Source organism: Leptospira ainlahdjerensis (assembly GCF_016919175.1).
GTDB classification, from domain to species: Bacteria; Spirochaetota; Leptospiria; order Leptospirales; family Leptospiraceae; genus Leptospira; species Leptospira ainlahdjerensis.
This window is the reverse complement of the sequence record NZ_JAFFPU010000012.1, coordinates 149,690-172,442: the sequence shown is the minus strand read 5'-3', so window position 1 is coordinate 172,442 and position 22,753 is coordinate 149,690. Positions and strand designations below refer to the sequence as shown.

The following is a 22,753-nucleotide window of genomic DNA, read 5'->3' as shown; positions in this document are numbered from 1 at the left end:
CCCTCTCGTTTGAAAACGTGGGTGAATCCTCCCGCCTTAAAATGTTGTTCGAGGATCAGAACTTTCTTATCCCGATATTGCGCCATCAAAGAAGCCACGGTCAACGCCCCGATACCGGATCCAATCAGAATGAGATCATAGTGTTTTTCTTTGAGGTCCATTGTTGTCGATTCTCCCGAAAAAAGTTTCCGGGAAGATTGTTCGGAGGAAGAAGATTCTGTCTTCTTAAAAATCAAAATGGACTTTATATTCTCTAAGTTGACAAATTACTCAAGGAAGTACGGACGTAGAATGTCGAATCTCAAAGATCGAAAGGGATGTTTGGATTTGGGATTTTTCTGCGGAAGAAGTTTTTAGATGTAAGGGGCTCCCACAGGGGAACGATTTTTTGAGGAGGGAAAATTTCTAAGTTTGTATGATTTCTACGGAAACGGACCTTCGGAAAAAGAAAAATTTCTTCGTTTGTGAGATTTCTTTCGGACGGGGTTTGAGAAAGTTTAGAAAAGAAAAAAGCCGGGATTAAACCCCGACTTCTTCTTCCTCGGTTTCGGATTCTTCTTCGCCTTCGCTCATCAACTCTTTGAGTTCGTTGTAGGCTTTGTCCTTTTCTTGGACTCCGGTTTTTTTGATCGCTTTGCGAAGAACATTCTCCCATTGTTTCTCAGGGAGATTTGCTTGGATGTCTTCTAAAAGTTCCAAGATAGCAATGTCGTCTCCTGTGTTGAAGATTTCCGTTGCATCGTATCGAAAGAGGGCGGATAACTCATCGATGTATTCACCCACGCTAGATCCTTTCCCGGAGGCGAGCCTCTTGTCTTGAAGCTGTGTCTTTTTTTCTGCCTTGCGGAGGTCTCTTTCTCTTCTTTCCAGTTCAGTGCGTTTCATAGAAAAACCCTCGATTTAGCTGATAAGCCAGTTTTTTACGGGGGCTTTTCGTGTATAGGAGATTCCCGGGAGGCCCCCAGGACCGGTTGCAAAAACGCTTGTTATAAAATCCATTCTCTCTGTACTATAGACTCACCGAACAAACGTTATGGTCTATAGAAACGAGGAAAGAAGAGAAACTAGGGAGAATGAAAATGTCTATCGGCACAATGGAGCAAACGGGCTCTAAAACGAAGGAAACTTATATCGGGAGCGGTTTTCAGGTGGCGCAGAATCCTGCAACCTTGGAAGAAATTGGCAAGGTTCCGAACACGGATCTGACAAAGATGTCCGAGATTTTTCGCAAAGCGCGAGAAGCGCAGAAACAATGGGCTTCAACAAAATTTGCGGTCCGTAAAAAACACATTCTGAAGATGCGGGATTATATCGTAGAACACGCGGAAGAGTTGGCGGAAATCGTAAGTAAGGACAACGGAAAGTCAAGAATGGACGCGCTCTCCACGGAAGTTCTTCCCGCCGCACTCGCCGCGGATTGGTATGCGAAGAATGCGAGACATCACCTTCAACCGAAAAAACTTCCGATGTCCACATTCTTATTTTTTAATAAGAAGAATGAACTGCATCGAGTGCCCCTCGGTGTTGTTGGAATTATCAGTCCTTGGAATTATCCTCTTTCGATTCCGTTCGGAGAGATCGCAATGGGTCTGATGGCGGGTAACGCGATTCTTTTGAAAGTCGCCCAGTCTACGATTCTTGTCGGACAGGCGATCGATCAGATCGTAAAAGCCGGAAATCTTCCGGATGGTTTATTCTATCATATCGTGGGTTCCGGAGGAGCCGTTTCCAAAACTTTTTTTGAGAATCGAGTCGATAAGATTTTTTTTACCGGTTCGGTCGCAACCGGTAAAACACTGATGACCGCCGCGGTGAACACGTTAACTCCCTTGTCCCTGGAATTGGGGGGAAAGGATCCGATGATTGTTTTGGAGGACGCGGACCTCGAGCGGGCGGCAAACGGCGCGGCTTGGGCAGGTTATCAGAACGCAGGTCAATCCTGCGGAGGTGTGGAAAGGGTCTATGTGCAAGAAAAAGTATATGATAAATTTATAAACTTACTTTCGGCAAAAACAAAAGCGATCCGTCACGGGGCTGACGTAAACTTCGACGTGGATATGGGTTCCATGACGACCGAAGAACAGTTGAATACCGTAAAATTCCAAGTAGACGACGCGATCAAACACGGCGCGAAGATTGTCGCTCAATCCCGGCCTTCCGCAAATACGAAGGGATTCTTTTATCCTGCTACTTTGATGGTCGACGTAAATCACGAGATGGAATTGATGAGGGAAGAAAATTTCGGTCCGGTCATTCCAGTAATGAAATTCAAGACCATCGAAGAAGCGATCGAACTCGCAAACGATTCCACAATGGCTTTGACGTCCTCGGTTTGGACAAAAAATATCGGCCTTGGAAAAAAAATCGCTCAGAAGTTGGAATCCGGCGTCACTACGATCAACGACCATCTTTACACACACGGACAATCCGAAACTCCTTGGGGCGGTTGGAAAGATTCCGGTTTGGGAAGAACTCATTCCGGGCTCGGTTTCGACGAGATGACACAACCGAAACTTGTGAACTGGGACATCATTCCTTCTAAGAGAAATATTTGGTGGTATCCGTTTGACAAAAATTCTTACGAAGCGATTCTCGCGGCGATGAGATTTAATTTCACAAAAAATCCGATTTCTTGGCTGATCAACGGAACCAAACTTTCAGTCTTTATGATCGGGAAGATGTTCACTTCTTGGAAAGTCTGAAAAGAAAAACGTTGGAAACGAATCGAAGTCCTTCTGATTTTTTTTCGGACTCACGGTCTCTGAGGTTCGCAAGAATATTGATAGGACTTTGTTTGTCGTTAGAATTCCGGGTTGGTTCGTGGAAAACGAGTTTCGTCGTGATTCGATTTCTTGAGAATGGGATACTTCCGAAAACGAAAATGTAGGATCTCACACATTTTGAAATATACAAAAGGACGCTGAATTTCCTAAGAATACGAATCCTTATCTTTGTTCCATTGTAGGAGCTCTTACGATTACAACTTTGGAACGATGATCCAAAACGGAGTTCTTTCTTCCGCTTAAGGGCTTCGCATGTTCTTACCCACAAGTTGTCTGGATCTTCAGAAGAATATGTCGGAACTCCGACGCCCTTCCGTAAAAGTCGCGCGCCCCGCCCTGATCTTGGGTGGAGGGGAGGGTGGTGGAAAAATTCCGGAAACTTTCCTCTATCACAAAATCAAATTTTTTGCAAGAAAAAATTCTCATGTAGGAATTCCTACAAAGCACCTTTCCTCGGGACACTTCTTGTCTTATCTCCTCTCAACTTTAGGGTTAGGTTATGGGGCTTCGAGCCACGCATTTAAGATTTTTTTTTGAAAAATCGAACCCTGGTCGGAAAGTGGGAGTTCGGAATTTGTTCAGAAATTTGCAAGTTGTAGGAACTCTTACAAAAAATAGAACTCAACTGAGGAGTTTCGCAGAACGTTGATAAGCCTTACCCTTGCCGTAGCGGTGTGTGGAAACTCTTACAAATACGGAGCGATCCTCGAAACAATTGGACCCTGGAATTCTGTAGGAGCTTCTACAAAACCTCGGAATTGGAAAAGAACGCCGCTCATTCTTTGAAATTGCGATCCAAAACCTTCAAAGGCGGTTTGCGGTCGTTTTTATGCTATTCTTGAATCTTGCGTTTTACGGATAGAAAAGTAATAATTGAATATTCAATTATTATGATAATTTAAAAATCATGGAAAGATCTTTCTAAAGCCTTCCGGAAGATTGCCCAGCTTTCGCGTGGAATAGTCCATAAAAACGACTCCGGTTTTCGCTTCACAAATGATTTTTCCATTCGCAGGGCCGTCCGCGTGAGACATCCGATAATAGATATCGCATCCCCTCGCATTAAAATCGCCCGCTGTAATTTCGATCCGGATCTTGTCTCGAAAAAATGCTTCGGCCCTATAAACGACCGCTAGGTCCGTCATGATGATTCCAAGACCCTCGACATTGAGTTCGTTGTAATTGTGCTCCAAAAAGAAACGGGCTCTCGCTTCGTGAAGAAGAGAGATGACTCGATCATGCGCAAGGTGGTCCGCAAAGTTAACGTCGTAAATTCGCACGTCCAGATCGACGGACCATACAAACTTATTAGGGAGTTCTAATTGAATTCTCGGCATATCATTCCTCGATTTGATTTCCTTCCGATTCGGCCTTTTCCATCGCTTTCCGAATGATCTCAGCGGCTTCTTGTTCGCCTTGTTCTTCTTCTTCTCTGGAAAGAGGTTTGTGTGAGTTCATACTTTCGATCAACTGATAATCGCCGATGTAAGAGGCCATTCTTGAATATTGAATGTAGAATAGAATCGATGTGAAAACGGCGAGTGTCACAGCTGTCCTTTTGATCGGAGCTTCCAGATACGAAGTAAGCGCAACGAAGAATAAAAAAGGAATGTAGGCGGTAAACGCGACTCCGATCCCGATTCCTACATAAACGTGGATCAATCCGCCGAAACTCTGGAGAATGATCGCAAGCCAGAATGTGCTGAACACCGCCGTGCTCGCTCTGAAATTTCGGTTCCAATTCGTGATTCCTCCGCAGATCCAGGAGACAAGCATATAAAGTAGTCCTAATATAGGAAATACGATAAAGCTCGCTAAAAAATAGGCGAGAGGCATTTCCAAAAATAGGAACGAGATCGGCGGATGCGGCGTATCCAGAGGGGTAAAAAGAGTCATACTCAAAACCGCGCCGACAAAAAGAAATCCTAGGAAGGTTAAAAAACGAAAGTAGAGGGTAAGAATCGATTCCTTAGTTTTTGGAAGTTCTTTAAAAAAGGAAATCGGCTTGAATAGAATGTCGCGAGCTTCCGTAAGCACGTTTTGAAATGAATAAGAAAACTGAAACATGAGATCTCCGCTTTCGTACAGGTTTTTCTACAAAAGCGGGTTGGCAAGACGAAAAGAATCCAGCCGGTCTTCCTTCGAATCCGATTTCTTTTTCGAACTCGAAACACATTGGGTTCCATCTTAACGAGCAGAGGGCTCTTCTTTGGTAAGGCCGTTCATATATTCTTCCAAATAAGTATGATCCGTGTAATCCAACATTTTTGTAAAGTGAACGTGATCTCTTTGATATCCTAGAATCGTTTCGAGGGTTTTAAAAATATTCAAACCGGCGCTGATCTCGATATCGGTTCCTCGAAATTGAAGCGGATGTTCGTAACCCGCCGCGTGGGTGACGGAAAGAACCTCTTTGCGTAGTCCTTTGATATAATTTGCGTTTCTTTCCGCTTTGAGGTCGACGTCCAGACCGGCTTGCAACCAACGATTCTGCGTCGCGACTCCTGCGGGGCAATGATCGGTATGACAACGTTGCGCTTGAATACAGCCGATTGAAATCATCGCTTCTCTTGCCACGTTGATCAGGTCGCATCCCATCGCAAAGGCGACGATCGCTCTATCAGGAAAACCTAATTTGCCGCTACCGATCCAGGCCATTCTCTCGGAGAGATTTTCGTTTTGAAAGATTTGATAAACTCTCGCAAAACCCACCTTGAACGGTAGAGAAACGTGATCCGCAAACGCGAGAGGGGCCGCTCCGGTTCCACCTTCTCCTCCGTCGATCGTGATAAAATCGGGTCCCTTGTTTGTTTCTTTCATTCTCTCAGCGAGTTCGTTCCAAAAATTGATTTCTCCGATGGCGCTTTTGATCCCGATCGGAAGTCCACTCACGGAATGGAGTCTTTCGATAAAATCGATGAGTTCGCTCACCGTACTAAACTCAGAATGCGCGTTAGGCGAAATACAATCTTGTCCCGCGGGAACTCCACGGATTTTTGCGATCTGTTCCGTTACTTTTTTTCCGGGAAGAATTCCTCCTTTTCCAGGTTTTGCTCCTTGCGAAAGTTTGATTTCGATCATCCTTACTTGAGGATTCTCCTGGATCTTTTGTGCGAACATATCGAGTGAAAAATTTCCCTTCGTATCTCGGGTTCCAAAATATCCGGTTCCGATCTGCCAAACGATATCGCCGCCTAACTTGTGATAGGGACTGATTCCGCCTTCTCCGGTGTTCTGATAACAGTGCGCCATCATCGCGCCTTTGTTCAGAGCCGAAACCGCATTCTTACCCAAGGAACCGTAAGACATGGCCGATATGTTTACGACGGAAGGAGGGCGAAACGGTTTTTTACGATTATGATATTCTCCGATCACTTTGAGACAAGGGATCATAGAAGAATCGTTCTTGAGATGTTTTACTTTGGATTCCGGAAACGGAAACGTGCTGTGTTTGATGATCGGATAACCGGCTTCGTATAACAATTCCGTTGTTCCAAAGCCGAAGTTGTTGTTTTGTTTTTTAGCCGTCGCATAAACCCAGGAACGTTCGGCTCTGTTGAAGGGCATTTCTTCCTTGTCGTTTGCGACCCAGTATTGTCTGAGTTCTGGTCCGATCATTTCGAACAGATATCGGATTCTTCCCACCAAAGGAAAGTTGTGTTTGATCGCGTGTCTTTTTTGAAAGACGTCGTGTAGAAACGCGATGAGAGTGTAAATCCCGATCGCAGAGAAGAAGGAAGACCAAGGGTGTTCCAAAACAAACTGAATTAGAATTTGATAATCCGGAATTTGCATCCGGCAATTCTGCACCTTTTGTAAAGGTTCCGCAAGAAATATTTTTACTAACTAGAGGATTCTTCCCTATGCTTGTAAATAAATTCTTTAGAGAATTCTCCGCGTTTGTTCATCCTGGCTCCGATAAAGTTAATTCCGTCTTGAAAAACGAAACTATTGCTCTTCACCCAGTCCCCGGTGTTGATGATCTTCAGATTGGGAATGCAGAGAAAATCATGAGTATGACCCGAAATTAAAACTTTCTGACCCTGATGGGAAATTCTGGAAAGACGTTCGTAGTATTTTAGGATTTCTTCCGTCGTAGTGGGGTCTTGTCTATTGAGATGTTTATGATAGAACGCTTCGGAAAAACGGAACAGATTCGGCAATAGAAGCGCAATCATATGCAAAAAACGTAATAAAAAGATGGAACCGATCCAGGTAAACCGATTGTATTGGCCTTGATGCCCGTGTAAGGCGATCAGAATGTCCGTTTCTGCCTTTTCGCACACGTCCCAGTTTCGTTCTTTGAGATATTTTTCGATCTTCGGTGGAAGATTCATCAGATACGAAGTGGAATCGTGATTCCCGACGATATAGATTTTATCTCCGCCAGGGGCGGAAAGTGCGTCCAACCGATCAAAAAGTTTATTGAATCTTTTTTTACTTCTTCTGAGTTTTCGCGATGCGCTGAAAAACCAGTTCTCGATGATGTCTCCCACGAGATAGATCGTCTGAAATCGAACGTTCTTTTTTTCGAGATGATCTAAGAATTGAAAAAGTTCTTTGTGCTTGTGGGACTTGATCTTTTTGTCGAGAAGGTAGTGAACGTCGGAAAGAAAAATTCCTTCATAGACTTTATCACGTTCGAATTTCATTGAGTTCCGATTACAGATTCAATCTGACGAAAGGATCGGCCTCTGTCAAACGATTCCGTTCGAATTCTCAAATAGGAAGAATAAAATTGGATTACAACGTTTCGTTGAATCAAAGTATTTTGAATCTTTCTCTCGCTTCTTTTTCGAGCCTTTCTCGATGATCGGGATGGGCGATTTCAATCAAGGCCTTCGCTCTTTGTCTGAGGTTCTTCCCATACAAATTTGCGATTCCATATTCCGTCACGATGTAGTGGACGTGAGCGCGGGTTGTAACTACGTCCGCGCCGGGTTTGAGCATGGAAACGATTCTAGATTCTCCCTTTGCGGTTGCGGAAGGAAGAGCGATAATCGGTTTGCCTCCTTCCGATAAGGAAGCTCCTCGAATAAAGTCCATCTGACCGCCGACTCCGGAGAATTGTCTCGTTCCGATCGTGTCCGCGCAGACTTGTCCGGTGAGATCGACTTCCACTGCGGAATTGATCGCGGTGACTTTCGGATTTTTTCGGATCACGTGAGGATCGTTGATATATCCGATGTCGAGCATCGCAACTTGAGGATTGTCGTCGATGAAGTCGTAGAGTTTTTTTGTTCCCATCACAAAACCGGAAACGATTTTTCCGGGATGTTTCTTTTTATGAATTCCGGTGATGATTCCTTTTTGAACGAGATCCATCACTCCGTCCGAAAACATTTCGGTATGAATTCCCAAGTCTTTGTGAGAAGTGAGACAAGTGAGAACCGCGTCGGGTATTGCGCCGATTCCCATTTGAAGAGTCGCACCGTCTTCCACAAGAGAGGCCACGTTTTTTCCGATCGCGATTTCGATCGCGGTAAGAGTCGCCGACTTGTGTTCGTGCAAAGGAAGATTTCCCTCCACAAAGGAATGGATTTGATCGATGTGAACGATTCCGTCACCGTGAGTCCGGGGCATGTTCTCGTTGACCTGCGCGATCACGACCTTGGCCGTTTCCACCGCGGCCTTGCTGATATCGATCGAAACACCCAGAGAACAAAATCCGTGTTTGTCGGGAGGAGAAACTTGTATGAGAGCGACGTCTAACGGAAGAATATTTTTTCTGAAAAGAAGAGGGCATTCACTTAAGAACATCGGAATATAATCCGCTCTTCCTTCCTCCACCGCCTTCCTTGTGTTGGCACATACAAAAAGAGAATTTACGAAAAAATGACCTTCCATCCCCGGTTGTGCATACGGAGCCGTTCCTTCCGTATGAAGGTGAATCATTTCCACGTTAGTCAGCTCGGGAGCTCTCGCGGTCAACGCGTCTATCAGCAACTGAGGAGAAGCCGCCACGCTGTGAACGAAAACCCTTTGACCCGATTGGACAGAAGAAAGAGCCGAATTGGCGGAAATATACTTAACTTTCATGGAATTTAGGAACCTTTTTTAAAAGAATTCTGATTCGGAAGGAAAGACCTTCAACCTATTTTTTTGATTTTTCTATCTACAAGAAAGTGATATTTCTCAAGCTATCCATATAATGTCTTCACAACCGACTCGTAACATATACGTCAAATCCGAAGGAATGTTGATCTTCGTTTTAGCGGCGATTCAATTCACCCACATACTCGATTTCGTAATCATGATGCCCTTGGGAAGTTATTTTCAAGAGGCGTTTCATATCAATCCGAGGGAGTTTTCCTTTTTGATTTCGGCTTACACTTACAGCGCTTTCGCGGCGGGAATTGTGGGCGCGCTCTTTATCGATCGATTCAACCGAAAAACGGCGGCAATGTTTTTGTATTCCGGTTTTATTATCGGAACCGCTTTGTGTGCGGTCGCGGATTCTTATATTCTTCTTTTGCTTGCAAGAATTTTGTCCGGAGCCTTCGGAGGAGTTCTCAGTTCCGTCACCTTTGCGATCGTAGGCGACGCGATCGCGATGGATCGAAGGGGAAGGGCGACGGGGGCGATTATGGGGGCTTTCTCCGTCGCGTCGGTAATCGGGATTCCTATGGGTTTAAAGATCGCTTCCTACTACGGATGGAATATGTCCTTTGCGGGAATCGTACTCGTAAGTCTTCCGATTTTGGTCTTGATGTATTATCATCTCCCTCACATTCCTCCGTATCAATCCGCAGGTGACAATCCGGTTCTCAACTTTGTAAGAATTCTAACCTATAAAAAATATACGGCTTCGTATATGCTGATGATGTTCGTGATCTTGGGCGGCTTTACCGTGATTCCTTTTATCGCTCCTTATATGGAAAGAAACGTGGGAATTTCAAAAGAGGAAATTCCGTGGATCTACTTTTTCGGCGGGCTAGTCACTCTTTTTTCTTCGAGATTGATCGGGATTCTTTCGGACAAAATCGGGAAACACAAAGTATTCTATACTCTGGTTCCCTTATCCTTTGTTCCCATTTTTATCATGACACATTTGGGAAAAACTTCCTTGGTCAACGTCGTGATTTTGACTACGTTCTTTATGGTTCTTGTTTCCGGAAGATGGATTCCTGCGCTGGCCTTAATCACTTCGAGCACGGAGCCGAGAGACCGTGGACGTTTTATGACCGTCATTTCCTCGTTTCAAAACTTGGCTTCCGGTTTGGGAGCGACGATAGGGGGAAGTATTTTGTATGCGGCGTCTCCGACGGCTCCATACGAAAACTATGATATAGCCGGATACCTCGCGATAGGCTTTAACGTGATCGCAGTGATTCTAATTTCGAGAGTCAAAGCGGTTTCTTAGGAAAGAAAATTCCAGAAAAAAATCGCTCTAATTCTTGACATTTTAATGAGACAGAATATTTTGCAGCCACACGAAAAGGAGGTGGTCTAGTGAATGATAGTTGTTGTAAACAATTGACCTGTGAGGTGGCTGAGCAATAGCCCGGGTTTCACTTGCAATACAGCCGTAGTCGGGGCATTGCAATACAATCAGACCACTGACCTTTCTGAGTTTCGCGAACTGGTCATTCTCGAGCTTCCGATCCCGGCAGTTTGATGCCGGAGAAACGTTGCAGTCGCTCAGAAGGTTTCCCTCAAAATTCTTCTTTTCCGAACCTTCCAAAAGTGTCCTTCCCGATCCACCGAAAATTCTTCTCTTTTTTAGAACCCTTTGAGATTCAGGTAGAATGAAACGTGCCCTGATCCTATCCGGAGGAGGAGCCCGAGGCGCTTATCAAGCCGGGGTTCTTCGATATTTAGAAGAGATTCAATTCAAACCGGATGTCATCTGTGGAACTTCCGTAGGAGCTATTACAGCCACTGCGATGGGTTGCGGAATGAACGCTGCCGAAATCACCAAACTCTGGAAGTCGATCGAAGCCAAGAAGGTGATGCGTTATTCGATTTGGAACGATCTCGTCGACATCTTCGTAAAAAGTTATTCTCCTTTGACCGATACGACTCCGCTCAAAAATCTTCTCTATTCCCATTTGGACTTTCGAAATCTGAGAAAAAATCCCACGGAAGTGATTATCACGGCCGTAAACATTCTCACGGCCGAACTTGTATTTTTTCGAAACAAAGAAATCGATATCGAACACGTGATGGCTTCGTCGGCGATTCCTATGTTTTTTCCCTGGCAGTATGTGGACGGAGCTCCGCACTGGGATGGAGGTGTGATGGCCAACACTCCGATTCTTCCCGCAGTGGAAAGAGGCGCGACCGACATCGTTGTCGTTTTACTTTCACCGGTCGGAGGAATCGACATGGGGCTTCCCAAAACAAGAAGGGAAGGATTGGAAAGGGTTTTCGAACTCTCTCTCATCGGTTCTTTTCAAACCGTGATGGCCAATATGAATTTTGAAAAGAAAAAAAGAAAAGGCAAAAAATCAAAACTCTCTTCTCTTTTATCCATTCCTAGTGCGGATCGGCCGGAATTAAAAATCAGAACGATCGGTCCGAGAACCTCTCTCGGCTTCAGTAGTATATTAAATTTTTCGCAAGTACAGGCGGACTATTTGATCAGCAGAGGTTACGAGGACGCAAGAATTCAATTTAATGAATAGAAATACGAAGACTGTGGGTTGAATCACGGCTCGTGGAATTAAGACCGAAGAAAATCATTCTGTGAAACCGAACGATTCAGTAAAGAGAGGTTCTCAAACTCCCGCCGCAAAGTTTGAAAGACCTGTAGGAGATTCGACTCAACGGTTTTGACCGCGGGCTCTTGAAGAGTAGGTTGCGATTGGCTTTTTGCGAAGCAAAGAGATTCTTATTAAAAAGAAACTCTCTTTACAAGCAAAGAAACTTAGGGAAAAAAGAAATCAATTCGGGGAAATACAAAATGGAAGAATTATTCGTAAAGAACGGACATTTCGCTGGGAAGGACGGGACGATCTATCAGTTGAGAGGAGTCAATCTTTCGGGATCGGCGAAAGTCCCCTCGAAGCCGGACGGAACCACACACTTTGATCAGACTCTTACATTCTACAATCATAGAAACGTTTCCTTTGTGGGAAGACCCTTGGAAGAAAGCCAAGCAGGCGAACACTTTGATCGTCTTCGGAAGTGGGGATTCAATTTTCTACGATTTATCATCACTTGGGAAGCGATTGAGCACAAGGGCCCCGGAAAATACGATACGGAATACATAGACTACATAGAAAGAATGGTCGCTCTCGCGGGACAAAAAGGACTCTATCTATTTATCGATCCACATCAAGACGTATGGTCTCGTTTTACGGGAGGAGACGGGGCGCCCGGATGGACCTTGGAAGAATTGGGAATGGACATCGGAAAGATACGAGATTCCGAAACCGCAATCGTACATCATCACCAGGGAAGAAATTATAGAAGAATGTCCTGGCCACTCAACTATCAGAAGTATGCGTGTGGAACGATGTTTTCTTTATTCTTCGGAGGAAAAGAATTTGCACCGGATACAAAGATCGGCGGAAAGAACGTTCAGGATTTTTTACAAGATCATTATATAGAATCCGTTCTCAAAATCGTACGCAAACTAAAAAAATACAAACACGTCGTCGGCTTTGATTCTATGAACGAGCCTTCTCCGGGATGGATCGGTAAAAAGAATCTTGGAGAATTCGAAGCCTTCGGTTTTGGAAAGGTGATCAAAACTCCTCCGTTCAAAGAAATGTATTTATCCGAAGGACGTGCGGTTTCCGCGGAGCAGGCTTATATGCTCGGGTTCTGGAGTCTTCCTTGGGGAAAGGTTCGATTGAATGCGGGAGGAGTTCCTCTTTGGAAACGGGGACATCAATGTATCTGGAGAAATCACGGAGTTTGGGATTACGATCCGAACGGAGCGCCCATGCTCCTCAAACCGGAATACTTCTATAAGAAGAATGGAAAAAAATACGAATTCTATTCCGACTTTATGCAACCCTTTATCAAGAAGTTCAAGGAAAGAGTTCAAAAAGTAGAAAGTAGATTTCATATCTTTATAGAAAGCGATCCTTCTAAACTCGAATTGGAATGGAAAGAAACTCCGAAGAAGAACCACGGCGGTGTCGTGAATGCGACGCATTGGTACGACGTCTCTGTACTTATGCTCAAACGTTATTTTCCTTGGTTCGGAGTTCACGTTTTCAAAGCAAAGCCTGTTTTTGGAAGCGAGAATATCGACAAGGCTTACGAAGAAACGATTCGGATGATTCGAGATATGTCCGAAAGAAATATGGGGAACTGTCCGACCGTAATCGGAGAAACGGGACTTCCGATGGATTTGAATCAGAGAGTCGCGTATCTCAAAAAAGACTACGGGGTTTTAGAAAAAGCTTTGGATCGAATCATGAAGGCGATCGAAAAAAATTTCGTAAACCTCGCCCTTTGGAATTATACGCCGGATCACACTCACAGTTTGGGAGATCGTTGGAACGAAGAAGATCTTTCGATCTATTCATTGGATACACCCGTTGCTTACGACGAAGACGGGGGACGGGCGGTAAGGGCCTTTAGCCGGCCTTACCCCGTGCGAACGAAAGGTTTACCGGTGGCCTTGTCTTTTGATATGGAACGTTCTCTATTCAAATTTTCTTTTCGACAAGAAGGAGATTTATTTCCGGAAACGGAAATCTTCATTCCGGACATTCATTATAAGAATGGCTTTGAAGTTTTGGTGAATGCAGGTTCGTATCAGTACGACGCCCGTGCTAGAACTCTCAAGTTTAAGGGAGAAAAGGGAATTCTACATTATGGAATAACCATTTTACCGTCGAAAAAATCACTTTTCAGGGAACAAGATCGGACTAAAGTGGTTCCGAATACTCAAAAGAGGAAGATTAGATGAAAAAAGTTCTCATGATTACCCTAAGCGCTGTAGCAGTTCTATCTCTGACTGTTATGTGCGGTGGACCAAAACATTCTGCGGAAGAATGTGCTCCTATCGTTGAAGAAATGTTAACGAATCTGACTGCCGGACAAAAAGCAGACGATACCGCAAACATCGCAACTATGAAAGCGACATTAGTTCCTGTTTTACAAAAAGAATGTATGTCTGGAAAATTTGATCTGACTTGTCTCAAGTCCGCGAAAAGCATTCCTGCAATTCAGGCTTGTAAAAAATAAGATTTTTCCAATCAAAATAAAGCAGGGAAGGAATAATTCTTCTTCTCTGCTTTTGTTTTTTGTCCAATCTCTCTCGTTTTACCTTTTTCTTCTCACCGACTTCATTCTTCTAAAAGAAAAAAACCTTCCTCTTCCGAATAACATCCGTGTTCTCGATACGGTCCCGAAGGATAAAAATGAATCTTCTGCGCGTATCTCCTTCCGATTCTTAAACAATTGAGACAAATATCCCAGCGAATCGCCCAGTCACATTCTTCCTTTCGAAAAGAGGGAAAGACCCGAAGAAGGGGTTTGGATTCCGGTTGTTCTTGAGATTTCTGATTGGGTTCGTTTTGAGAAAAGATCGGAGAGGGGAAGTCGAGCAAAAGTCCAAAACAAAACAATCCAATAATACAAAGTTTAAAAATTAGAATCGGATTTCCGTAACCGTGGATTCTTTCTTCCGGTTCGGAATCGTTTTGAAAAAGTGAGGACATCTAAGATTTGTATCGAAAGAATCGATTCTTACGAGGAGATAAATTTACTTTCGTTTTGTTTTTTCGAATCGATCGCCGTTTAGGCGGACGCGGATTCTTCTTTTTTTCGTGCGAACCAAATCTTGAAAAGGGAAAATATAAAGAGAAGAATTCCGGCCCCGTTGAAGATATGACTTCCGATTGAAGGAGTTGGCCCGTGTTCTCCTTGCATCAAAATCTGAATGGTAGCGATTAAGATCAGGCTACCCAGCAAAGCGAAGACCCACATACCGCCGGGTTTTTTCGATTCGGCTCGGATCCAAAACGAAAGTGGAATTAAGATTCCGGCGAAGATTACGTTTCCCCAGAGTTCGTATCTTTCTCGAACGACAAGACCGATTCCGCAAATCCCGATGAGCCAAGCCGGAATCAGAAAAAAATAACGTGGACGTATCTTTTCGTCCAAGGTTAGTTCCAAGATTCCACCTCCAAGAGTCAGGATGGAGCAAAAAACCAATAAGCCCCAAGGATTCCAGGTTATATCGCAAAAACTCAAAATGATAGAAAGGAGGATTGCGAAAATTCCCAAAATTCCTCCGGTTCCGTTATAAACTATCGTCATGAAAAAACCTCGATTTAAATAACCATCGGATCGAATTTTTGTTCTTATAAAAAGAATAGAATTCCGGATTTCCGTTGGATTCTTTCGAAAAAGAAAATGAAGTGCCTGCTTGGTCTGACTTTTTTGCACTTTGGGAATCAAAGACGCCGTATTTGTTAGCTTTACCTCCAAACCTAACAAGGAATAGAAATTGCGAAAATCGGTTCGAAGAATTCTCCAAGAAAGATAAAACGAAGAAGAGAAAGATTTTTAAGTGGGAAGAATAAAAAAGAACGAGAAAGGATGATTCGGAAAAGGGGGAATCGAGTTCCTGATTCGGTTTATTGGGAGAAATTGATTGTCGGAAAAAGAGAATTCAATTCTTCTTATCCTTTGTTTTTTTGGAGAATCGGAATTTTTTTATAAAAAAAAGTATTAGAATCTCTCGAGTTCGAATCCTGCGGAATTCTCTTGGAACCGTTTTGTGTATGGGAAACATTTTGATTGCTCCGGTGAAAAAAGTTGAAGACCGTCTTGCCGTGGACGGAAAAACAAACGTGGAAACCTTTCTGATTCCCGAAGAATATTGGAAGAGATTGAATGAGGAAGAAAGAATTTTTCTTCGGAAGAAAATTCCGGTCTTGATGAGAAGGTATGGAAAATATCTTCTTTCGGTAAGAAGGCTCAACCCGGAAATCGGTAAAACGATGTATCAAAAAAATCAAGGCCCTCTGATCCGAATCAATGTAAGAATGGATTTTGGGACGTGGGCGATTCTGAGCTCTTATGCGAACGCACACGGAGTTTCCCGATGTTTCCTCGTAAATTATATGCTTTGGTTGGAAGAGGTTGGAGTTGGAGAATCTATAAGTGAAACTTTAAATGTGGGAACTCCACCCTTTTTCAATTTTTACCGCAATATTTTGACCCTCGATCTGAGCTCAAACACGATTTCGCGGGAATTTATCTTTGATCCGAACCCGATTTATGCAAAGGACCGCATTCCGTACTACTAAAAGTTTCACAGTTCGAAAAAGACAAAGCCCGCTTTTGTCATTTTATAGCAAATAGAAGGCCCGACGTTTCTCAAAACCTCCATTTACTTTTTCACAAATAGAAGAAAATAGAAGAACCGATGGATTCTAAACTCAGTCGAAGGAAAAAATAGGAAAAGCAAAAATGCACAGACGAAATCATTCATTTTTTTTCATTCCCATTCTAATCTTGGTCCTTTTTACGGGATCTTTATCCGCTTTCGATCATGCGCATTCTAAGTTTTCAAACGAGCTTAGAAAATACGTTCAGAACGGTCTAGTCGATTACACTTCCTGGAAGACAAATCGTACTGCTTTGGATTCTTATCTTCAGACCTTGAGCGCGGTCGACGAAAAAGAATATTCTTCTTTTACAAAATCCGAAAAACTGAGTTTTCTGATCAACGCGTATAACGCGTTTACGATTCGATTGATCCTGGATCATTATCCTCTGAAAAGTATCAAAGAACTCGGAGGCCTTTTTTCCGGACCGTGGAAAATCGAATTTTTTAACCTCCTTGGCGCCAAAAAGAATCTGGATTGGATTGAACACGAGAAACTCCGAAAAGATTTTCAAGAACCCAGAATTCACTTCGCGATCAATTGTGCGTCCAAAGGTTGTCCGCCGATTCTAAACGAATCCTATCAAGCAGCAAAGCTTGAAGAACAACTGAGTTTTGTTGCGAAAAAATTTCTCTCGGATTCGAAATTCAATCGATACGATGAGTCGGCGAAGATTCTTTATCTTTCCAAGATCTTTCAGTGGTTTCAGACGGATTTTACTCGTAAAAACGGGAATCTCCTCTCCTTCTTCAATGAGAATTCCGGACTTCCTCCGGTTCCGGTTGCCGCAGAAATCCAATATCTCGACTACGATTGGAATCTGAATCAAAGGAAATAATCCGTTTAGTTCGAAAAAAAAACTGTAAATTTGAAAAAAAGCCGAATTCACTCTGTTAACTCAGGATAGAAGGCTGGAGCGGCAAAGGAATTTACTTGAAATCGGGTTTCCCATCTTCAACTTAGTTCCAATGACCTCCCGGAAAGATTTTATGGATGCTCTCTATCGAGAGTACAGTGGAAAGATTTTTGATTTCCTCTATAAATATTCTTCTGGAAATCCTGAAGTAGCGATGGACCTCATGCAGGATACCTTCCTGAATTTTTTCAGGAAGTATTCGGATTCGGATCTGGATAAGGAACAAGCGATTCGCTTGCTCTATACGATCGCCAGGAACCGTTCCATCAATCATTCTCGGAAATTCTCGACCGTAAAGGAGAGTGGAAATTCCGAGATGCAGGACTTTCAGGAAAAGAAACTTTCCTTCGTTAGAAAAGCCGAACTTAAGGATCTGGAAGAGCGTCTCCTGGTTTGTTTGGATGAACTGGAAGAAGACGAAAAGTATGCTTTGATCCTTCGGTTTATGGAAGACTACAATTTGTCTACCATTGCTGAGATTATGGACATTTCGGTTTCAACCGCTTCTCGATTGATCGTAAAAGCGACGGCAAAAGTGACAGAGATCGCGGAAAAAAAGAATTTGAAACCCTGATTGAATCAAATAAAAAAAAGTTGGAAGCATCGGGAATGGAAAGGGAAGAGAAGATCAAAGAAATTCTGCTGGAAGGCAAGCAGAACGAACTTAGTCCTTCTGTAGAATGGCTCGGCAAAAGTTTGAGCAGTTCTTGGGTTGAATATTCAGCCAAACAGTCGGATTTTGAGTCGCTCTATAGCCGCGCCCAGACCTCGAATGTAGTTTCCTTTTCCAGTTTCGAAAAAAATAAGATCGTCCTTTCTCTTTCCGCCGCGGCCGTCTTTCTGATGGCCATCACATTAGGGTATTATTCTATTCTTAAAAATAACGCTCCGCTCAACGTTGAAAAGGGCGGAGTCGAAATTTCTCAGGTCCAAGGAGAAGCCTATCTGACTTCTTCCGATCCGAAGGACAAAATTCTCCTCAAACCGGGAGTTCGGATTCAGGAAGGGCAGAAAGTGATCACGGGTCCGACCGCATTCTTAAATCTCAAAGTCTCGGACGGAATCGCGGTTCGTGTCCTCGGAGATTCTCAGGTTTCCTTTCCCAAAATCGATCTCTCAACCCACTACAAGATCGGAATCGATCTGGAAAAAGGCGAACTTCTTGCTCACATTCACAAGAATCTGAAAAAGGAAGAATTTATAGTTCGTTCCGAAACGGTCAGCGTAGAAGTCCGTGGAACGAGTTTTAGTTTTCAAAATCTCCCGGGAGATGGAACTAAAGTTCAAGTTTTAGAAGGCCGTGTTGCCGTAAGCGCGAGAGCGGATTCTCAAAAGACCGCCCCGGAAGGCGAACAGGTTTTAGAGCCGAACCAAGCAATCTTTGTGAATCAAAAAGGTTTTGTTCGGAGCCTTCTGAAAGATTCCGAAAAAGATCTTCTCAACAGTGAATTTGATAAATTGCCGATCGAAAGCATTCCTCGCGACAAAAACAAGGCTTATTCCAGCAAACAAGATCTCCTAACCGAGTTTCAAAGAATGGAAAGACTTGTTCTCATAGACGGAAAGACGATCGAAGGCGTCATCGTGGACATGGACGAAAAAGCGATGTATGTTCAAACACTTGAAAAGGAAATTACGATTCCACGGGAATCCGTATCTGAAGTGATTCAAGTTCACTGAACGAAATTCTCTTTGACATCGAGCGGGTAAATCGGGAAATTTAGTTCTCGAGGACCCCGCATGACACAAGATGACCCCGGTAAGAAAAGGATTTTTAGCAACTACATCATAGACCGGGACTTCCAACTCAAATTCTTACTGAATTATTCCTTACTAATTCTCTTCGGACTACTTTTGACGGTCGGTTTTCTTTACTGGTTGAATTATACAAAGTTTGACAAGGGTGTCGTTTTCCGTTTGAGGAACGATCCGGTAAAAGTGTATCAAAAAGGTTTTGAAGAGCTCAACGGTGTGGAAAAAGAAAAGTTTGTTGAAAGAGAAGTTTTCCTTCCGGACTACGACCATAGGCTCGATATGTTTACGATTCAAGTAAATGGAATTCTTCTTTTGTCTGGTTTGTTTTTAGGAATGACCGCGATTTTTACCGTCATTTATTCTCATAAGATGGCCGGCCCCGTTTACAATATCAAAAATCACCTCAAAAGATTGGCCGATGGGGAAAACGTAAAAAAGATCAAAATTCGAAAAGGGGACGAGTTTCAAGAACTCGCCGATCTTCTCAACCAGGTGATCGAAAAAAGAATCAATTCGAAGAGTTGAACAATTGTTGGTTCAAATCCAAAACCGAAAGGGTTGGGTTTTAAATCGACGTTCCTCCGGAGCCTCGATCTCTTTCGGAAATTAATTGTAGATTTTTTCCCAAATTATGCAAACCTTCTCGGTATGATCCGAAACGTATTGCTCCTGGCCTTCCTCTTCTTAAGCTTTCCGTCGATTGTTTTTGCCGAAGAAGAAGTTGCGATCGCTCTCTTTGTCACCGGGAAGGTGCATTATACTTTAGGCGGAAAGACTGACACTCTAAAAAAGAACGTAGTCTTAACAAAGTCCGCGAAGGTGGAAACCGGAGACGGTAAGGCCGATCTTCAGTTGGGTGCGAGCGCCGTGGTCCGACTAGCCCCATTCACCAAGATTGAAATTTCGGAACTCTATTCCGATGGGACCAAAAATAAAACCAAGGTCAATTTGGTTTCCGGAAAACTTTTTGCCAACGTCCAGAAATCCAATAAGAAAGAAGATCTGGAAGTCACTTCGGTTTCTTATACGGCCGGTGTTCGAGGAACTCAGTTCGTAATCAGCGAAGATAAGGAGAATGCTCCGAAAAACGAAGATTCGGCGATTCCGGACGGCGTTTTTGTAAACGAAGGCGCGGTCGCGGTCAACACTTCTTCCGGAGGCGAACTGGATCTAAAAGCCGGAGAACAAGCTTCCTGGAACGGTAAAGAATTTCTTCTCGAACCTCTCAAAGAATTTATGAAGGAAAAGATGAAAATCATCCAAACTTTCAAAACGATCAAGGCAGAGAATTATCAAATGCTCAAAGATCAGAAACTCAAAAATAAGGAACTTTTAGAAAACTTCCCGAAATCATAATATTCTATAAATAGAATATTTCCTGTTTGTCAGGCGCTGGCATTTTACTTTTGATGTTCCGAGACCGGCGGCGTGAGTTGTGTCTCGGATGATGTCACCGAATTCTTCGGAAACATCAAATCAAGGGATTGTCCGCGATAAAACCTTGGATCACCTCGGCCAATTCTTCCCCTTTGTCTTCTTGAAGGAAATGTCCCGCATTTGCAATTGTTACGTGTTTTTGACCTTTGGTTCCAGGGATGATTCTGCGAAAGAAAATATCTCCCCCTTTGGTGAGAGGATCGCTGTCACTGAATGCGACAAGAAAGGGTTTCTTCCACGTTTTTAAAACTTCCCAGGCTTTTCGGTTCGCTGCGGAAGCAGGATCGTCCGGAGTGATCGGAACCAGAGCCGGAAACTTGCGAGCCGCCGCTTTGAATGTTTCATCGGGATACGGCGCGTCATAGGCCGCGACGATCTCTTTGGATAATTCGGAAACACATCCGTTTTTTACGATCGTTCCGATCGAAAGTCGTTTTACGTTTTGAGAAAAATGTCTCCACTTCAAAAAGTCTTCTTTGGGCGGAATGTCTCCGGTCGGTAAAAAAGTATTTCCGGCAACGATTCTCGAAAAACGTTCCGGATTCTCCGCCGCCAATCGAAGACCTAAAAGTCCTCCCCAGTCCTGACAAAAGAGGGTAACGTTTTTGAGATCGAGTCCGATCAGAAATTCCTTCAGCCAATCCATGTGACTCTGATAGGAAAAAAATTCGGGCTCGTTCGGTTTATCCGATTTTCCGAATCCGATCAGATCCGGTGCGATCACACGATATCCGGCTGCAACTAAGGGTGGAATCATCTTGCGATAGAGAAAAGACCAGGAGGGTTCTCCGTGGAGCAAAAGTACGGTTTCGGGAGCGTCCTTTGTTCCTTCGTCGACGTAGTGCATTCGAAGGTTTTGGATTGGAATGTAGTTCGGCTGAAAGTTGTAACCGGGAAGGTTGTCAAAGGCGGAATCCGGTGTTCTTAAAATTTCCATGGGGCATAAGAATTCCAAGAATTGTCTTTCCGGGAAGCACTTTTCGAATCGTTTTCTTCCTCATTTTTGGAAAAGAATTTTCTCCTGCCGATTTTTGGTCATCGAATAAGAATCCGGATCCGAAGCAAAAGTCTTGTCCTCGTTGCGCGGCTCCCGCGAGGAGTTTTTCTCCGATGAGAATTTTCGCGATCGGTTGTTTTTTAGAGAAGAATTTTGTAGGATGTCTTACAAAATCCGAATTCGGAGATACCCCTCTCATTTCCTTTTAATGAGACATAATCTACATTATCGGAAGTTCCGGATTATGTCTACTGGATCTGTTTTGCTCCCCTCGATTCAAAATTCTTTCTTTTGAAATTGGAAAGCATCCAAAATTCCATAGAACGTTGGGATGCTTTTTTCCCAGTTCAAAATCGAAGTTCCCCTAAAACTTTAGGAACTTTTTGGTAAAACGAGATAACGCAATCTCGGAAAATGAACGTGAACCAATCCGGTTTTGGGCGACTCGTTGGCGAGAATGATCATCTCGTCGTCGAGATGAACCAACTTTCCGAAAATTCTTTCGTGATCGTAGTGTTCCGGATGAACGATCACTTCTTGTCCAGCTCTAAGGTCGTAAGGCTCGGGTAAGACATTTGCGGAAACGATCCTTTGGGGAGAACTTTCCGCCGCCGTTTTTAAGGCGTCTTCCGCGGTGAACAAAATCGATTCTCCGGCGCCGAACGTTTTCATTCTTGCAAACCATTCGTGCAAATTTTCATTTCCCGGAACGAGCGGTTTGAACTTTCGAATCGTATTTAGAAACCAGAAAATTTGATAGATCGCAAAATCCCCTCGAGCCGGAATTTCACCTCCGAAAAACTCCTTCTTCGCCAAAACTTTTGCAAATTCAGGAAGTATTTTGGAAAGACTGAGTTGAAGATACGGAACCAATTTTTCCATATTTTCCCTTGTCATTTTTTCCTGAGGTTGCATCGCAGCACGATCGTCCACGAGTTCCTGCGGAAGTTTCTGCGCGTAGGATCCCATTACGAATTTGGCGACTTTTAAGAATACGTCGGCGTCGACCAATTCCGCCAAAAGGTTGGCGGAAGCTGCGTCTGCGTTTCCGATCGAAATCGGAGGTTCCGGAAGAATTCGGTTGAGTTCTTCGAGAATCAGTCTTGAATCGCAATAGATATCGGATCCGATTTGCAAGACGGGAGCCCTTCTGTATCCTCCTGTCAAAATCGTTTGATCCGGTTTGGGCATGGTGATCGGAGTGATCACAGATTTCCAAGTTGCTTTTTTATATCCTAAAAAAAGTCGAACCCTCTCCGAGTAAGGAGAAGCCGGATAATGATGGAGAATGATTCCTTTTTCTATAGTCATTTTTCAGACGTTGAAACATCGTTCTCTTTTGGACAAATCAAATTCTCATTCGAAAAACGGTTTCACGTCGCAAACAAGGATTCTAGATTCTAAACTTTTTTCGCTTTTAAGAATTTTTTGTTTTTTCCGGAAACGTTGAGCCGAGTTTCCCATTCCTTTGTCGTTCGATCGTTCGAAGTTTTTGCAAGGACAGTTCGGATTTCGAATTGGAGCCGTCTTCGTTCGCACAGACTGATAACAAAGGCTTCGAAAG

Annotated in this window: 23 protein-coding genes; 12 read left to right on the top strand and 11 right to left on the bottom strand. The window is 43.6% G+C overall.

Going from position 1 to position 22,753, the window contains the following annotated elements:
• Positions 1 to 161 (bottom strand): NAD(P)-binding protein (locus JWG45_RS03480; protein WP_205278399.1); only part of this gene is annotated, 161 nt, incomplete at its 3' end.
• Between the two features lie 358 nt (positions 162 to 519).
• A complete protein-coding gene (locus tag JWG45_RS03475; RefSeq protein ID WP_118969365.1) occupies positions 520 to 885 on the bottom strand; it encodes an LB_289 family protein in 366 nt (121 codons plus the stop codon).
• 194 nt (positions 886 to 1,079) lie between these two features.
• Here JWG45_RS03475 and JWG45_RS03470 point away from each other — a divergent pair, with 194 nt between their 5' ends.
• Positions 1,080 to 2,702, top strand: a complete 1,623-nt coding sequence (locus JWG45_RS03470) for an aldehyde dehydrogenase family protein (protein ID WP_232380488.1) — start codon at positions 1,080 to 1,082, stop codon at positions 2,700 to 2,702.
• A 333-nt stretch (positions 2,703 to 3,035) separates the two neighbouring features.
• The gene (locus JWG45_RS03465) at positions 3,036 to 3,320 is read left to right on the top strand and encodes a hypothetical protein (RefSeq protein WP_205278387.1); all 285 of its coding nucleotides are present in this window, start codon (positions 3,036 to 3,038) and stop codon (positions 3,318 to 3,320) included.
• A gap of 368 nt (positions 3,321 to 3,688) precedes the next feature.
• On the opposite strand, the gene JWG45_RS03460 is transcribed toward JWG45_RS03465, so the two are convergent.
• The 5 genes from JWG45_RS03460 to JWG45_RS03440 form a co-directional block, all read right to left on the bottom strand.
• On the bottom strand, positions 3,689 to 4,120 hold the full coding sequence (locus JWG45_RS03460) for an acyl-CoA thioesterase (protein WP_205278386.1): 432 nt from the start codon (positions 4,118 to 4,120) through the stop codon (positions 3,689 to 3,691).
• Between the two features lies 1 nt (position 4,121).
• On the bottom strand, positions 4,122 to 4,850 hold the full coding sequence (locus tag JWG45_RS03455) for a Yip1 family protein (protein WP_205278385.1): 729 nt from the start codon (positions 4,848 to 4,850) through the stop codon (positions 4,122 to 4,124).
• A 120-nt stretch (positions 4,851 to 4,970) separates the two neighbouring features.
• A complete protein-coding gene (locus tag JWG45_RS03450) occupies positions 4,971 to 6,578 on the bottom strand; it encodes an FMN-binding glutamate synthase family protein (protein ID WP_205278384.1) in 1,608 nt (535 codons plus the stop codon).
• A 47-nt stretch (positions 6,579 to 6,625) separates the two neighbouring features.
• Positions 6,626 to 7,435 (bottom strand): UDP-2,3-diacylglucosamine diphosphatase, encoded by an 810-nt coding sequence (locus JWG45_RS03445; RefSeq protein WP_205278383.1) that lies wholly within the window; start codon positions 7,433 to 7,435, stop codon positions 6,626 to 6,628.
• Between the two features lie 109 nt (positions 7,436 to 7,544).
• Positions 7,545 to 8,822 carry an acetyl-CoA hydrolase/transferase family protein gene (locus tag JWG45_RS03440; RefSeq protein ID WP_205278382.1) on the bottom strand — a complete coding sequence of 426 codons (1,278 nt, stop codon included), beginning with the start codon at positions 8,820 to 8,822 and terminating at the stop codon, positions 7,545 to 7,547.
• Between the two features lie 112 nt (positions 8,823 to 8,934).
• Between JWG45_RS03440 and JWG45_RS03435 the strand changes: the two genes are divergently transcribed.
• The 4 genes from JWG45_RS03435 (at position 8,935) to JWG45_RS03420 (ending at position 13,931) form a co-directional block, all read left to right on the top strand.
• Positions 8,935 to 10,146: an MFS transporter gene (locus JWG45_RS03435; protein WP_205278381.1), complete on the top strand. Its 1,212-nt coding sequence runs from the start codon at positions 8,935 to 8,937 to the stop codon at positions 10,144 to 10,146.
• Positions 10,147 to 10,531: 385 nt separating this feature from the next.
• Complete coding sequence (locus JWG45_RS03430) at positions 10,532 to 11,410, top strand: patatin-like phospholipase family protein (protein WP_205278380.1); 879 nt, start codon at positions 10,532 to 10,534, stop codon at positions 11,408 to 11,410.
• 278 nt (positions 11,411 to 11,688) lie between these two features.
• Positions 11,689 to 13,653: a glycoside hydrolase family 5 protein gene (locus JWG45_RS03425; RefSeq protein ID WP_205278379.1), complete on the top strand. Its 1,965-nt coding sequence runs from the start codon at positions 11,689 to 11,691 to the stop codon at positions 13,651 to 13,653.
• On the top strand, positions 13,650 to 13,931 hold the full coding sequence (locus JWG45_RS03420) for a TIGR04454 family lipoprotein (RefSeq protein WP_069609767.1): 282 nt from the start codon (positions 13,650 to 13,652) through the stop codon (positions 13,929 to 13,931). The genes JWG45_RS03425 and JWG45_RS03420 overlap by 4 nt, the downstream gene beginning before the upstream one ends.
• A 101-nt stretch (positions 13,932 to 14,032) precedes the next feature.
• Here JWG45_RS03420 and JWG45_RS03415 read toward each other — a convergent pair whose 3' ends face one another.
• Both JWG45_RS03415 and JWG45_RS03410 read right to left on the bottom strand, forming a co-directional pair.
• Positions 14,033 to 14,407: a hypothetical protein gene (locus JWG45_RS03415; protein ID WP_205278378.1), complete on the bottom strand. Its 375-nt coding sequence runs from the start codon at positions 14,405 to 14,407 to the stop codon at positions 14,033 to 14,035.
• Positions 14,408 to 14,486: 79 nt separating this feature from the next.
• The gene (locus tag JWG45_RS03410; protein WP_205278377.1) at positions 14,487 to 15,008 is read right to left on the bottom strand and encodes a hypothetical protein; all 522 of its coding nucleotides are present in this window, start codon (positions 15,006 to 15,008) and stop codon (positions 14,487 to 14,489) included.
• A gap of 467 nt (positions 15,009 to 15,475) precedes the next feature.
• On the opposite strand from JWG45_RS03410, the gene JWG45_RS03405 reads away from it, so the two are divergent.
• The 6 genes from JWG45_RS03405 (at position 15,476) to JWG45_RS03380 (ending at position 20,111) form a co-directional block, all read left to right on the top strand.
• Positions 15,476 to 16,003, top strand: a complete 528-nt coding sequence (locus tag JWG45_RS03405; RefSeq protein WP_205278376.1) for a DUF1564 domain-containing protein — start codon at positions 15,476 to 15,478, stop codon at positions 16,001 to 16,003.
• A gap of 163 nt (positions 16,004 to 16,166) precedes the next feature.
• Entirely contained in the window at positions 16,167 to 16,922 is a 756-nt protein-coding gene (locus JWG45_RS03400) for a DUF547 domain-containing protein (protein ID WP_205278375.1), read from the top strand.
• Positions 16,923 to 17,073: 151 nt separating this feature from the next.
• The gene (locus JWG45_RS03395) at positions 17,074 to 17,574 is read left to right on the top strand and encodes an RNA polymerase sigma factor (RefSeq protein WP_205278374.1); all 501 of its coding nucleotides are present in this window, start codon (positions 17,074 to 17,076) and stop codon (positions 17,572 to 17,574) included.
• A 20-nt stretch (positions 17,575 to 17,594) separates the two neighbouring features.
• Entirely contained in the window at positions 17,595 to 18,680 is a 1,086-nt protein-coding gene (locus JWG45_RS03390) for a FecR family protein (RefSeq protein ID WP_205278373.1), read from the top strand.
• 60 nt (positions 18,681 to 18,740) lie between these two features.
• Positions 18,741 to 19,280 (top strand): HAMP domain-containing protein, encoded by a 540-nt coding sequence (locus tag JWG45_RS03385; protein WP_205278372.1) that lies wholly within the window; start codon positions 18,741 to 18,743, stop codon positions 19,278 to 19,280.
• Between the two features lie 123 nt (positions 19,281 to 19,403).
• Positions 19,404 to 20,111, top strand: a complete 708-nt coding sequence (locus JWG45_RS03380) for a FecR family protein (protein ID WP_205278371.1) — start codon at positions 19,404 to 19,406, stop codon at positions 20,109 to 20,111.
• 115 nt (positions 20,112 to 20,226) lie between these two features.
• On the opposite strand, the gene JWG45_RS03375 is transcribed toward JWG45_RS03380, so the two are convergent.
• Complete coding sequence (locus tag JWG45_RS03375) at positions 20,227 to 21,129, bottom strand: haloalkane dehalogenase (protein ID WP_205278370.1); 903 nt, start codon at positions 21,127 to 21,129, stop codon at positions 20,227 to 20,229.
• A gap of 432 nt (positions 21,130 to 21,561) precedes the next feature.
• Positions 21,562 to 22,500 (bottom strand): glutathione S-transferase family protein, encoded by a 939-nt coding sequence (locus tag JWG45_RS03370; RefSeq protein ID WP_205278369.1) that lies wholly within the window; start codon positions 22,498 to 22,500, stop codon positions 21,562 to 21,564.
• Positions 22,501 to 22,753 lie beyond the last annotated feature (253 nt).